The 14,810-nt window shown below is 42.6% G+C and carries 8 protein-coding genes; 1 reads left to right on the forward strand and 7 read right to left on the reverse strand.

What is annotated here, in order from left to right:
• The first annotated feature begins 165 nt into the window (after positions 1-165).
• The gene (locus QXD64_04975; GenBank protein MEM3396665.1) at positions 166-4,296 is read left to right on the forward strand and encodes a sialidase family protein; all 4,131 of its coding nucleotides are present in this window, start codon (positions 166-168) and stop codon (positions 4,294-4,296) included.
• On the opposite strand, the gene QXD64_04980 is transcribed toward QXD64_04975, so the two are convergent.
• From QXD64_04980 to QXD64_05010, 7 genes are all read right to left on the reverse strand, one after another.
• Positions 4,177-5,508, reverse strand: a complete 1,332-nt coding sequence (locus QXD64_04980; GenBank protein MEM3396666.1) for a tripartite tricarboxylate transporter permease — start codon at positions 5,506-5,508, stop codon at positions 4,177-4,179. The genes QXD64_04975 and QXD64_04980 overlap by 120 nt on opposite strands.
• On the reverse strand, positions 5,505-6,536 hold the full coding sequence (locus QXD64_04985) for a hypothetical protein (GenBank protein MEM3396667.1): 1,032 nt from the start codon (positions 6,534-6,536) through the stop codon (positions 5,505-5,507). The genes QXD64_04980 and QXD64_04985 overlap by 4 nt, the downstream gene beginning before the upstream one ends.
• Complete coding sequence (locus QXD64_04990; protein ID MEM3396668.1) at positions 6,533-7,369, reverse strand: OB-fold nucleic acid binding domain-containing protein; 837 nt, start codon at positions 7,367-7,369, stop codon at positions 6,533-6,535. Before QXD64_04990 ends, QXD64_04985 begins: the two co-directional genes overlap by 4 nt.
• Positions 7,309-11,601 carry a PKD domain-containing protein gene (locus QXD64_04995; GenBank protein MEM3396669.1) on the reverse strand — a complete coding sequence of 1,431 codons (4,293 nt, stop codon included), beginning with the start codon at positions 11,599-11,601 and terminating at the stop codon, positions 7,309-7,311. The genes QXD64_04990 and QXD64_04995 overlap by 61 nt, the downstream gene beginning before the upstream one ends.
• Before the next feature lie 39 nt (positions 11,602-11,640).
• Positions 11,641-12,465, reverse strand: a complete 825-nt coding sequence (locus QXD64_05000; GenBank protein ID MEM3396670.1) for a type II CAAX endopeptidase family protein — start codon at positions 12,463-12,465, stop codon at positions 11,641-11,643.
• Positions 12,466-12,727: 262 nt separating this feature from the next.
• Positions 12,728-13,537, reverse strand: coding sequence for a tRNA pseudouridine(38-40) synthase TruA (truA, locus tag QXD64_05005; protein ID MEM3396671.1), 810 nt, complete (start codon positions 13,535-13,537; stop codon positions 12,728-12,730).
• Positions 13,538-13,556: 19 nt separating this feature from the next.
• A complete protein-coding gene (locus tag QXD64_05010; GenBank protein MEM3396672.1) occupies positions 13,557-14,744 on the reverse strand; it encodes a phosphoglycerate kinase in 1,188 nt (395 codons plus the stop codon).
• Positions 14,745-14,810: the final 66 nt, after the last annotated feature.

Genomic DNA, 14,810 nt, shown 5'->3' on the forward strand with positions numbered 1-14,810 from the left:
GGGGTGTAGGCCGGGAAAAAATCAGTAGGTTTCCCGGTAGTATGTCCACATCAATTCCCTTTCTAATGGTTTTTTGGGTAGTAGTGAGTATCTAGCTTTTCCAACTTCTTCGGAGATACTGAAAAAGAAGAAAAATTAATTAAGAAGGGTTGCAATCAGTTTCCCATGGTTGAAAAAGTGAGGTGCCCATACTGTAACCTTCAGGTTGAACCAGGCATCGCAAAATGTCCCAGTTGTGGATATACTCTAAGTGTTGTGGAGAAAAAAGAGGAAAAAAGAGAGGAGGAAAAAAAGGAAATTAGAGACCCGTGGAAGGAAGTGGAGGAACTTTATAAAAAGTATGGGAAAAAAGAAAAGAAGATTGACCCGGAAACAAAAAAGGCATGGGAAGCTCTGGAGGAAATTGCAAGGCAGAAAGCACTTGAGAAAGCTGCAAAATCGGAAAGCCAGAAACCAGTTGTTACTGAACAACCGGCACAACCAAGAAGATGGGAAACACTGGAAAAGGAAATTAAAAAAGCACCACCAGAGCATCAAAAAATTCCTGAACGACAAGAGAGACACCAAGCACCTCGTCCAATGATGAGAGAAAAAATGAAAACGAATGGGCTCACAACCAGAAGTTACGATGGAAAAAAGCGGCGTCAGATTGTCAAGAAACTCCAGAAAAAGCTGTTTTTTGTTCCAATTCTCTTTTCTGCCATTCTCATTCTTTCAACAATTTTCTTTCTCTATAACATTCTTACTGAAAAAAAGGTGAGAATGCTCGTGGATGGGGACTTTGATGACTGGGATAGCATTGGTAAATTCAGCTTCTATGAGCAAGCAGGCACTGTGAATCCAAACATCAACATTACTTCTGCAGCAATTTGCGAGGATAAAAACACAGTATTTGTTTACATAAAGGTGGAAGGTAACGCTCTATATGGCAACAACATTAACCGTACCGACGAATTCTTCCTGTTCTTTGATACTGACAGAACTACAACCACTGGCTATTTAGTAAATGGCATCGGTGCAGATTTTATGATTAGGGTCACTGGTATCTCCAATAAAGTGCTTTCAACAGGACTCTATTCTTACAATGGATCAACATTTGGACTACAGCACAACTGGAACGCCTGGCAGTGTGTTGGGAGTTGTGTTGCCGCAGTTCACGGCTCTGAAATTGAGGTGGGTGTGAGCAAGGCCAAGATTGGCTATGCAAATGCTCCTGTGCAGATTGTTGCAAACAGTTTTACTGGTGACACTGACGAAATTCCATATCCCCTTGTTTCTGGAAATGCAGTACTTGTGACTGAGGTCTATGAACTCCCTGCAGTAATTTCTCAAAGCGAGGTAAAGGTGGAGACAGCATTTCTGAAGGTGATTGGAAAACCTGAGGTCGGAAGCATCTTCGTAAACGCCTCGTCTTCTCTCATAACAGCCAGTATAGAATACAATGGGAATAGACACATCATGCTTAGGGCTGAGAACAATCTGCTTCATGCAACTATTGGCACCACATTTGCAGATGGGGACCGTTTTTCAATTTACGCAACAACTTCTCTCAAAACTGGAGATGTCTTTGGATTAACACTTCATTCCATTGAAGTTAACAATGGCTATTTCTGGAAAAAAAGCACAGGGACTAACAACAAGAGCTATGTTCAGAGTCCGCCTTCAAGCGTTCAAATTGATGGGGCATTTGGAGAATGGATGCCAGCAACCTTCACTTATGACTATGATGACACTAAAAACCCGAGCATCGATTTGAGGCAGATTGGAAAAAATGTCAGTGGAAATGAGCTATTTTTCTATATCCAGATGGCAGGAACCGCATTTGCTGGTAGAGCTGTACCCGAGCAAACACCTGATTATTCAAGTATTGCGATGGAAACCGACTCTGACAGAGATACAATTCCAGACTCCATGGACCCTCTGCCATTTGATTTCAACAACGATGGTAACCCAGATGCAAATACAAACAATGATGTAGATGGCGATGGTATCAGAGATTATCCCTATGGAAACGATTATTATTTGAACACCACAATCCCAGACGAACCAAGATTTCCATCAGAATTCAGGGGAAAATTTATATCGGTGTATATAGGGCCCATAAGCCAGACCGGTGAAATGCTTGCTGGCCTGGACTATTTGAGGGTTTATGTAGATGCAGATGGTAATTCCAGTACTGGTTTTGGTGTTAGTGTAGGAACTGGAGCAGAAATGCTGCTGGAAATCAGTGGGAGAGAGGGAAAGATCACTGATGCAAGTTTTTATGAATGGCATGGGAAATGGGATAAAACAGGGAATTTTGCGGCAGAACAATTCGGAAAACAGATTGAATTTGGCGGAGTGAAACTACCAAATCCTGGCATCGCAAGGTATTACATAATTTCTACAGACTGGCTCGGGGAAACTGACGCTACAGAATTGAGAACCTGGATGAGAGCGGGTGAAGATGTGAAAGAAAGGGTGTTCGATGCTAACACTCGTGTGAATACAAACACAAATGGCTGGCAAATTTGGCCAGACATGGCATACAGCAACGATGGGACAATCTATGCCATCTGGCAGAGCAACGAAACTGGATATTATGCAATCTATCTCTCAAAGTCCTACGATGGGGGGCTTACCTGGACAAACGCCGTAAAAATTCCTTACTCAGATAACGGCTCAGACCCAGCAATTGCTGTGCACGGCAGCGGTGGGAGTGCAATAATACATGTGGCGTTTGTCGGTAGTGCCCTGGGTGGCGGTGGCTCCTATCCAGACCTATATTATGCAAGAAGTACAGATGGTGGAGAAACCTTCACCACCATGGTGCTGGATGATAGTTATTACTCTGAAAAACCAGACATTTGCGTTGACTCAGAAGGGTATGTGTACATTGTTTACACCAATTGGTTCCTTGGATTTGATGCAGATGTCAAGCTAAGGGTTTCAACAAACATGGGGCAGTCATTTGGAAGTGCTGTGTCTATAGCAAGTACGGGCTATAACGAATACTTGCCTGCTGTAGCAGTTCAGGGTTCTGGTGCATCCTCAATTCTTCATGTGGAATACACCTATGAGCATTACAATGAAAATGGAAACCAGAGATATGATTTAGATGTGATTTATAAAAAAGTAACAAATGCCGGGATTTCTCCATCTGTTGGAAATGCAGTTACTGTGGGAGGTGTAGCAAACTACTCGGAATACTCGCTCCCAAATTCAATTATGGTTGATTCCACAGCAAACATCCATCTTGTCTATACCTACAACTACACATATTATAACTACGATGTTTACTACGCGAGAAGTACAGATGGAGGAAACTCTTTCACGATAACAAATTTAGTGGGCTACAGTCCTTACGATGAGTACCAGCCACGAATTGCATTGGACGATTTGAACAATCCCCATATTGTCTGGCAGGATAACAGGAGTGGAAACTATGACATTTGGTACACAAATTCAAGCAACAACGGCCAAACCTTTTTGCCATACAACAACCACATAAAGGTGAACAAAGACGCAACAACCCAGAGCCAGGCATGTGCAACAATTCTCTTCGTAAACGCACCAAACGCCAGAAAAGAACTTTGTGTTGCCTGGGCTGACAAGAGAAGTGGGGACTATGACATTTACTTTGCCAATGGTACCAACCGCGTCTATCTAAGTGTGAACTCCCAGTATGGAACACCTTCTGGCATCGGATGGTACAATGCAGGAAGTACTGCATCTGCTTCTGTCCAGGGAATAGTTTATGATTCTGCTACTGCAAGACATGTGTGTACTGGCTTCACAGGTACAGGCTCCGCACCTTCCAGCGGTGCAACTAACTTCACAAGCTTTACAATTTACAAACCCTCAAGCATTACCTTTACCTGGAGAAACCAGTATTATTGCCAGATAACCTTCACGGGCACAGATGCTCAGCACACTGTGAATGGCTCCTATGTGGAAAATGGCACGCTTCGTAACATTGCAGGCCTTACTGGAAACTGGGCAGGCTGGTGCGATGAGAACACCTTACTTTACTTCCATGATGTCACTTCACCCCAACAAAACTACACAACAGACACACACTCCTGGGTGGTAACTGGGCCAATAACTGCGGTGATACACTATAGCTCCCCAGCTGACGAAATTTCTGCTATCCCGATGCTTACGGCTCTCGTTGCCATTCTGTTATTCTTTGCCTTCTCAAAACAGCCCCAACCCAGCCGCAACATCTCCGCCTATGCCAGACATGTTAAGCCAGATAGGAACAAGAATCACGGCAAGGCAACTCATCCTTCTGGAATGGAAAAGCACTGGAATTAAGCCAATCCCTGTTGAAACCAGATAGATTATAAGTCCCTGCCAGCTTAACATGAAGAACACAATGAGGGTCACACAAATCAGGGCAATGAGGGAGAGGGTTTGATACCGTACTTTCTGAATGAGTTTCAAAACGCCTCTGGACATCAAAAGGATAAGCACGAGAGCAAACGCAGCACAGAATGCAATTCCTCCAAGCACGAGGAAAAGCTCTGCTTGTGTTTCTGGTGTGTAGAAAAGATTCATTCCAATTGTGAGGGCACCTTTACGCATTCCTATGGCAGTGAAGAAGAGCACGATGGCACCTACAAAATAAAGCACTCTGTTTGAGCCCTGAGAAATGATGAAGGTTCGCTCTCCTTTGGCTGCTGTAGCATGACCTGCAAGCAGCGCACCGACACCTGCAGTGACTGCTGGGATGAAGGCAGCAAAGAGTCCACCAAGTGTTCCACCAACACCGCCTCTGAATATTTCCTCTTTCTTTACCTCAACACTTTTTGAAACTGTTTGCTTTGGAATCTCCTTATCTGCGAAAATTGCTACCAGGAGGCTGGAGGCAGCAAACATCCCAATGAAGACAGCACCAAGTGTCTGAAATGCTCTGTCTACTGGCACAATTGTTTTGTTAAAAATAATGATGCCGAGAATGCTAGAAAGCAAGAAGGTAAGATAGCCAGCAAGAATTGTGCTCCAACCAACCCAGAGTTTTTTGAGCCTTGATGTGCCTCTGTCAAAATCCTTTGGAAATTCCGAAAGCAAGATGAACATCACAACCGCACCTACAATCCAGAACATGTGGGGTTTAACTATTTCCCGCAAAAGTTTGAGTTGCTGCATGAACAGAGGGATTGCAATCAACATTATGAGGACGCCCACAATTGCACCCAATGTAGTAAGAAGCACGGCCTCGTGCCCTCTGCCCTGCATCAGGTATTTCTGGCTTGGATACATTATCCATACAGTAGAGTCATCTGGAGCACTAAGATAGATTGTGGGAATCGTGAATAGGATTGAATAGCCAACAACCAGACCCACAAGAAACATGATAAAATACATGTGGTCATGAATGTCGTTGAGAAATGCAAAGTAAATCAGGAAGGCAAAACCCATCACATTGTAAACATGAAGACCTGGGACAAGGCAGAGAACTGCGGAGACCAAAACACCCAGAAGTGCAAATCCAATGTAAAACAGTGCAATGCCAATGTCAATCAAGCAATCACCTCCATTATGTAATCACTGAAATTGTCGCCCACCTTAAGTTCATAAATGCTCCCATACTGGACGAACTTACCCTGCACCACAACAATCGCACCCTCTTTGATATCTCCCCAGTAACTAATTGAGGTTGTGGAATATACCATCAAAGAATAATTTCCATCGCTCACAGTAAGATTGTACTGGCCAACAGAAACCACTGTCACATTCTCAAGGCGGAAAAGTTTGTTGAGGTTACTTGTGGGATTGGAGAGAAGGTCGGAGATTGCCGTGGAATTATATTTCTCCACTGCAGTATTTAAAATCTTTATGTCGAGCCAGGTTGTTGGCAGCAACTCCCAGTAATTCCTCTGTGCATACCATTTCAATGCCCCTTTTACCGTAAGATTTGCACCCTTCAGTTCGTAAAAATTCTGGGGAAACACCATTGCAAAGGTCTTCTGGAAGAACACATTTACCTCTCCATTGCCATCTGTTACATTGAAACTGTAGGCGAAACCAAGATTGGAAAAGGATTTTACTTTTCCAGTCACCTTCACTAACTTGCCTTCAGAAGCCACGCTATTGAGTAATGAGAGGTCCGTAAGTTCTTCGTAATCCTCCTCCTTTGTCAAGATTTTCAGAAACTGAGGGTTTATTACTGTCAGCGATTTGGAATACTCAGATACACTAAGCTTGCCTTCCACCTCTACCGTCTGTCCATAACCAGGCACATTCCCAGTTTTAAGTAGCACATCAGTAACAGTATCAGCAAGTTTCACAGAAATTGTGCCAGTACCATCATTCAGTGGAAATCTTATTGTGGAGCGTAGTTCATACTTGTCTGTGGTGTAAGAAGGGAAATCGCTCACTTTTCCAACTATTTTGATGTGAGAAAAGCTCATGTCCTCTGTAATCTCTCCGACTTTTGTTACTGGTGTTTCCGAGGAGTAGGCCAGCCCAATGAAAATGCCGCCGATGAGCAAAAGCACAGCACAAACAATCAGAATATGAGTTTCAGACGCTCTTGGTAAATTCCCGTTCATGCCAGCACCTCTATTTCCCATGATGCAGATGGAATTATTTCCCATTTCCATGTATTTCCCGATTTATAGTATTTAAGTGCACCTGCCACCCGAATCTCATTCTTTTCCTTTATTTCCGGCAATGCCCCCGTGAGATTGCCAAGGGATTTTGGTACAAACACATCTATTTTGTAGCCCTGAAAATCCTGGATAACATAATCATAGGCAAAGGAATACTCTCTGATACTTGTTACATTGCCTCTTACCATCACCCTTGTACCCTCATTTTCCTGTGTGTAAGAAAGAATTTCTTTTATAGTAACTTCCGCAGGTTCTCCGCGGGTTATCTTTATCTGGTTCACATGATTCACAATCAAATAAAAATCGTTGCTGCGATACTGCAAACTGCCTGAAATCTCCACACGGTCACCAAATGCTGGGATCAGGGGTTTTCCTCTAGAGTTGAGCGCAAGCATGTCTCGCACTACATCGTCATAGACCTTTATCGGCATAATTCCAGTGCCGTCATCAACTGAGAAATAAAATGCTTTGCCTGTGGGGTTATCATAGAAAGAAGGGGTATCTGGAACAATACCCTTCACCTTTATCACAGCGTTGTTATAGCCGGGATAGATATCCTTTACCTTTATTAGCGGTGTTTCAAGCGATGCTGCCCAGGGTATGAGAAGAAGTGTGCCGACTACAGCAATTGCAAGGGCAGAATATTTGAGATAAATTGTACTCTTCTTTTTGGGAACATCGGCACCGCAGAATGGACATTCTTCAAGTGGACCTACAAATCTCTTGCACTTCGGACAATGAGTGAAGTCAATTCCGTCTTTACTTCCTTCCATGTTATACCTCCAGAACATTCAATTTCGTTTAGCGTTATCAAAATAACTGCATCTGTAGAATAATTTCTCACCTGAATTTCATATGTGGAATTATAGAGTTTGAAAACTCCTTTTATTTTCACAGCCTGCCCGACTGAGAGCGTTGCTGGAGAAGTGGCATTCTTCTGCACATAAATTGTGAGTTTCTGACTCGTAGAATTGTCAGTTACATTAAAGAGATAGTAGTTCGCTGTAATCTCTGTAATTACTGCATAATCTAGCGTCACATTCTGGGAGAGATAGATTGATGGATTTGAAAGAAGCGCGGAAATTGTTACTGCCTGATATGCAAAAACCGCAATTACCATATCATCTGTGTAGTTTCGTATGTAGATTTCCCAGTAACCGCCAGTTGCATACCACTCGAACACACCATAAACATCAACATAATAGCCAGTGTAGATTGATTGAGCTTTAGCATTTTTTGAAACATAGATAGTCAGATTAGTAAGGTCGCTAGGAGAGTCCCTTATATTGAAGTTGTATGTGGTTTTTGCCCAGTCAACATAGGCATTCTTTATACACACCTCAGTATTGTTGTACTGGTTTGGATTTGCAAGCAGAGTGGCAACTGACACCTGGGTGTAGGGAGATTGGCTGCCCACTTCCACACTATCAGTGGTTGCATTTCTGATTACAATCTCCCAGTAAGCACCGGTGGAATACCATGTAAACCAGCCAGAGACATTTACGCTCATTCCCGCACTTACCGAGGGAATGTTTGCACCGTATTCGCCATACACCGTTATGTTCGTGCTTGTGCTTGTATCCCTTATTGTGAACCTGTATGATGCATACACATAATCTACAACCATGTTCTCAAGCCGCACAAACGAATTGTTGGCTGTTGTTGTAGAACCAAGCAGAGTATTGATATCTGAATAGCTCTGGTAATTGTTGTTTCCACCTGTGCCTGTTTTGTCAATCAAGTCAGGTGTTGTGGACTTGCCAACATAAATTTCATACGCATTGTTGTAAAGCTCAAATTTGCCCTTGATGTGCAGCAAATCACCATAATACACAACGGAAGGTCTTGTCGCATCATATGTAGCGTACACATTTACCCCTCTTATTCCAGAATTGTCAATAGCATAGAAACTGACATAATCGCTGATATTACTGGCATTCCAATGGACCTTATAAGCATAGACCACATTGTTTAACTCCACATTCTTATTCAGGTAATTGTTTGGATTTGCAAGCAATTCATTCACTGTAACCGTTGTGTAGTTCTGGGACTGGCCGTAAACTTCTACACTATCAGTGGTTGCATTTCTGATTACAATCTCCCAGTAAGCACCGGTGGAATACCATGTAAACCAGCCAGAGACATTTACGCTCATTCCCGCACTTACCGAGGGAATGTTTGCACCGTATTCGCCATACACCGTTATGTTCGTGCTTGTGCTTGTATCCCTTATTGTGAATCTGTATGATGCATACACATAATCTACAACCATGTTCTCAAGCCGCACAAACGAATTGTTGGCTGTTGTTGTAGAACCAAGCAGAGTATTGATATCTGAATAGCTCTGGTAATTGTTGTTTCCACCTGTGCCTGTTTTGTCAATCAAGTCAGGTGTTGTGGACTTGCCAACATAAATTTCATACGCATTGTTGTAAAGCTCAAATTTGCCCTTGATGTGCAGCAAATCACCATAATACACAACGGAAGGTCTTGTCGCATCATATGTAGCGTACACATTTACCCCTCTTATTCCAGAATTGTCAATAGCATAGAAACTGACATAATCGCTGATATTACTGGCATTCCAATGGACCTTATAAGCATAGACCACATTGTTTAACTCCACATTCTTATTCAGGTAATTGTTTGGATTTGCAAGCAATTCATTCACTGTGACCGCTGTGTAGTTCTGGGACTGGCCGTAAACTTCTACACTATCAGTGGTTGCATTTCTGATTACAATCTCCCAGTAAGCACCGGTGGAATACCAGGTAAACCAGCCAGAGACATTTACGCTCATTCCCGCACTTACCGAGGGAATGTTAGCTCCGTATTCGCCATACACCGTTATGTTCGTGCTTGTGCTTGTATCCCTTATTGTGAATCTGTATGATGCATACACATAATCTACAACCATGTTCTCAAGCCGCACAAACGAATTGTTGGCTGTTGTTGTAGAACCAAGCAGTGTATTGATGTCCGAGTAACTCTGGTAATTGTTGCTTCCACCTGTGCCTGTCTTGTCAATCAAGTCAGGTGTTGTGGACTTGCCAACATAAATTTCATACGCATTGTTGTAAAGCTCAAATTTGCCCTTGATGTGCAGCAAATCACCATAATACACAACGGAAGGTCTTGTCGCATCGTATGTAGCGTACACATTTACCCCTCTTATTCCAGAATTGTCAATAGCATAGAAACTGACATAATCGCTGATATTACTGGCATTCCAATGGACCTTATAAGCATAGACCACATTGTTTAACTCCACATTCTTATTCAGGTAATTGTTTGGATTTGCAAGCAATTCATTCACTGTGACCGCTGTGTAGTTCTGGGACTGGCCGTAAACTTCTACACTATCAGTGGTTGCATTTCTGATTACAATCTCCCAGTAAGCACCGGTGGAATACCAGGTAAACCAGCCAGAGACATTAACAGTCATTCCCGCACTTACCGATGGAATGTTAGCTCCGTATTCGCCATACACCGTTATGTTCGTGCTTGTGCTTGTATCCCTTATTGTGAATCTGTATGATGCATACACATAATCTACAACCATGTTCTCAAGCCGCACAAACGAATTGTTGGCTGTTGTTGTAGAACCAAGCAGAGTATTGATGTCCGAGTAACTCTGGTAATTGTTGTTTCCACCTGTGCCTGTCTTGTCAATCAAGTCAGGTGTTGTGGACTTGCTAACATAAATTTCATACGCATTGTTGTAAAGCTCAAATTTGCCCTTGATGTGCAGCAAATCACCATAATGCACAACGGAAGGTCTTGTCGCATTGTAGGTGCCGAAAACATTCACGCCCCTTATTCCAGTATTGTCAACAACATAGAAACTCACATAATCACTGACATTGCTGGCATTCCAGTGCACCTTGTAGGCATAGACCACATTGCTCAATTCCACACTCTTGTTCAGGTAACTGGCAGGGTTTGCGAGTAACTCATTCACGGTAACTGAAATGTATGTAACTCCCTGAAGTTCAACCTTATCATCTGTTCCGTTTCTTATTGTGATTTCCCAGACCCCTTCCTTAGAATAGTACTTAAACCAGCCCTGCACAGAAACATTTGCACCTGCAGAAACACTTGGATTATTGGAACCAAATTCGCAGTAAACAGTAATGTTTTCACTGGTGCCTTCATCTCGAATTGTGTACTTGTAGGATTTATTGACCCAGTCCACAATTGCATTTTCTATTTTTACAAATGAGTAGTTTGCAGCGGGTGCATTTGCAAGCAGCGAAGCCACAGTATAGGTCGAATAAGCATTGTTTCCAAAAGTTCCAGTTGTCTCTACGGCGTCTGGTGTGCCAGCACTCACCTTGAGTTCGAATGCCTCCTTGTATGTGGTGAATGTGCCTTTGATAACCAGCTTTTCATTGTAACTTATTGAGACAGGCCTTGTAGCATTTGCTTCTGTGTAAATGTTTAACCCTCTTGTGCCACCATCATCTACCACATAAAATGTTGTACTGTTTGTAAGATTTGAGGAATAGTAGCCCTTATCCGCAACAATACAACCATTCAAACGCACTTTCTTCTCAAGGTAATTCTGGCTGTTGGTAAGAAGTTCGTTTACAGTCACATTCTGATATTCATCAAAGACCTCCTGTGTGACACTCAATGTCTTGCTAACGCTGTTCTGTGCACCCTTCTCGTCTTCTACCGTAAGTGTTACTGTGTAAACACCTGGCTGAGAATAGGCATGCACTGTATTCCGTAAATTTCCTGTCTTGTTGGAACCATCCCCAAATTCCCAGAGATGTTTCACTATGGTTTCGTTGCCATCTGGATCATAGGATGTAGAAGTGAATGTTACTGGCTCATTGATTTTTGCACTTGTTTTGTCCATTGTAAAATTTGCCACTGGCGGACGATTTTCTTCAGGTTTTGGTTTGGACATCATCAAAACAATCGCGACAGCACTTATCAGCACCACAACGATAAGCACGGCAGCTATTATCTGTATCTTCTTAAGCGCCAATTCTACCACCGAAGGCATAATTCACTCGGGATTAATATAGGTTTCTAATCAGCGGTGCTGAGTTTCGCCCTTTAGATCCCGCGAAATCTGGAGTCCACCATTCTCACGCACCATCTTTCTGTATCCCCATACCACAATTATAATTGAAACCACAACTATGTTCAGGATGACAGAGAAAAGACCGCCCCAGGTGGTTGCCATTGCTGGGATTATAAAATGCGAAAGGTTTCCCATCGTGTGGAAAAACAGTGCCGCAAGAATACTCCCTCCCGTATTGTTGTAAATCCATGTAAACAGAATTGAGAGAAACACAGTGCCGAGAATGAAACCCCATATTGGAACATTCCTGTATATATCCTGATTCTCCATGAAGAACAACGGAAGGTGCCATACTCCCCAAATCAGTCCAATAATTATACCGGAAACAAGAGCATTGAAGCGGCTCTGTAATCTGTCCAATGCATAACCTCGCCAACCAAATTCCTCACACAGTGGCCCACCCAGGAAAAAGATGTAAAAGAAGGCAATCGGAATTATCCATGGCTGGGCTAAAACAGTGAATTCTGGCACTTGGTCTCCTGCTAACACCGCAAGAACAAGGGAAAGCCCGATAATGCAGGGCATAAGGAAGAAGATTGGGATTAGCCAGATTTTCTTGAATTTGAGGTCAACTCCTCTCTTGAGCAATTTTTTTGCACCTGCACTCCCCTCATTCACCAGTGTAAGCACAAATGCAGCGATTGTTGGGCCAAAGGGAGCAAGAAATAACGACACTTTCATGAAAATTTCAACTGCCCAGAGCGACCAGGAAATCACAAAGGTTATCACAAAAAACAGTAACAAATTTATTCTCTCATCTTTAATTTGGCTCATAATACTTCACATTTTCCTTGGGTAAAATCGCATTTGAACAACAAGCTGAAATACCCAATTCATAATCTTGCTAACCAAAAAAGATATATATACTTATCGCATGACTTTGGTGAATCTGGAATTCGAATAATTACGAAATGCTGGATGGGGAAACTCTGAAAACAGACAAGAGAGACATAGTATATTTTGGATAGTGCTTACGGCAATTATATAATTATAAATATGTAAGATAGAAAAGTTATTTATTTACTATAAAAATTTACTAAAAGTTAAAATATTCAACTGAACCTATCTTTCTCAAATTCCCATATATTTCATTTTCTACTGCAATGTTTCTGAACCTTTTTTCAATCTTTTTTCGCAGAGTCCTTTTCACTCTTTCAGTTACAATAAAATCAAAGTCATAGCGGACATCCATGAGAATAAGATAATCTGGAGGTGCTAGTGGAAAGTCAATGGTCGTTTTCCCTTCCAGTGCATCCACAATCTGGGTCGTTCTAACCCTGCCATGGAACACTTCTCCCACTGCCCCAATAATCTTTCTCACCATCCCCCAGAGAAAACTAGAGCCGTAAATATCCACCGCCCAGAAATATCCTGCATCTCTAACCTCTATCTTGAAAATCTTCCGAACTGTTTTCCGCTCAGATGGTCTCGCAAAATTCCGAAAATCGTGAACCCCTGTAAAAGTAGAAAGAAATTGTTCCAGCTTTTTCTTTTCCACAAATTCTTCTTTTGAAAGAAAATACCGATACCATCGCTCCTTTGCATGTCTTGGATTAAATTTCTCCGAGACAATAGCATAGCCATAGAACCAGATTCCATCAGAAATTGTATTCAGCATTCCTAGAATTTTCTCTGGATTTTCAGGTGTGTTAAATGCCACTACATTTCCGAGGGCAGAAACACCAGCATCAGTTCTTGAGGCACTTGCAAATCTGGGATTAGCTGAGAGAAGGTTTTTATCCACCAAAAAGCTCAGAATTCTCCCTTCCACCGTCTCTGCATTTTTCTGTCGCTGATACCCATGAAACAAAGTGCCATCGTATCCAAACTTAACAGCAATTCGCATAAAAAAGAGAAAAGAGAGTTTATTTGTTCTGGAGCACTGCAATTCCAGGAAGTTCTTTTCCCTCCAGGAATTCCAGGCTTGCACCGCCACCAGTGGAGATATGGGTCACTTTGTCTGCATAGCCGAGTTTTTGAATCGCAGAGGCACTGTCTCCACCACCTACAATGGTTGTGCCCCTCACCTTTGAGAGGGCTTCTGCAATCGCTCTCGTACCTTCCCTGAATTTCTTTGCTTCGAACACACCCATTGGGCCATTCCAGATTACTGTTTTTGCACCCTCAATCACTCCACTGAAAACCTTTGCTGTCTCTGGCCCTATGTCAACACCCATAAGGTCCGCAGGCATCTCTCCCACTTTTACGGTCTTAACCACTGTTGCTGTATCATCTGGCTTATCTGCAACCACCACATCAACTGGCAGATAGAGTTTCACACCCTTTTCTTCAGCTTTTTTCATTATTTCTGTCGCCACTCCCAATTTGTCCTCTTCAACTAGGGACTTGCCAACTGTGTAGCCCCTTGCCTTCAGGAATGTGAATGCCATCGCACCACCAATCAATATTGCATTCACCTTAGGAAGCAGGTTCTCTATAACACCAATCTTATCTGAAACCTTTGCACCACCAAGCACTGCAATAAACGGCTTCTCAGGATTTGAGAGCGCTTTTCCCATCACTGCCACTTCTTTCTCAATCAAGAAACCAGCAACTGCAGGTAGGAACTGAGCAACCCCTGCTGTTGATGAATGTGCCCTGTGGGCAGTGCCAAAAGCATCGTTCACATAGAGGTCTGCAAGCTCTGCTAACTTTTTTGAAAACTCTGGATCATTTTTCTCTTCCTCAGAATAAAATCTCACATTCTCAAGCAGACAAACATCACCTTCCTTCATTTTGACAATGGCCTCTTTGACTGAATCGCCAACTGTGTCATCAAGTTTCATGACTGGTTTTCCAAGCAACTCTTCCAGCTTCTTCGCCACATTGTCCATTTTGAGATTTTGGTCTTTTCCTTTAGGCCTGCCAAGGTGAGAAACCAAAATTGTCTTTGCACCATGCTCAACCAAATACTTTATCGTGGGCAATGCTTCCCTTATCCTCGTGTCATCTTTCACAGCCAGAGTGTTCTTATCAATCGGTACATTGAAATCCACACGCACCAGCACACGCTTTCCTCTTACATCAACGTCCCTTATTGTCTTTTTATGCATCATGGTTTTTCCTCCTTGACTTTCGGAAAAAGAAAGAGAGATATAAAGGATTGCCAACTCGCAATA

Source organism: Thermoplasmata archaeon (genome assembly GCA_038874435.1).
Lineage (GTDB): Archaea > Thermoplasmatota > Thermoplasmata > Lutacidiplasmatales > SKW197 > SKW197.

Coding starts and splice junctions, on each gene's coding strand:
- QXD64_04975 (MEM3396665.1), top strand. CDS start 166: ATGGTTGAAAAAGTGAGGTGCCCATACTGTAACCTTCAGGTTGAACCA.
- QXD64_04985 (MEM3396667.1), bottom strand. CDS start 6,536: ATGAACGGGAATTTACCAAGAGCGTCTGAAACTCATATTCTGATTGTT.
- QXD64_04990 (MEM3396668.1), bottom strand. CDS start 7,369: ATGGAAGGAAGTAAAGACGGAATTGACTTCACTCATTGTCCGAAGTGC.
- QXD64_05000 (MEM3396670.1), bottom strand. CDS start 12,465: ATGAGCCAAATTAAAGATGAGAGAATAAATTTGTTACTGTTTTTTGTG.
- truA (MEM3396671.1), bottom strand. CDS start 13,537: ATGCGAATTGCTGTTAAGTTTGGATACGATGGCACTTTGTTTCATGGG.
- QXD64_05010 (MEM3396672.1), bottom strand. CDS start 14,744: ATGCATAAAAAGACAATAAGGGACGTTGATGTAAGAGGAAAGCGTGTG.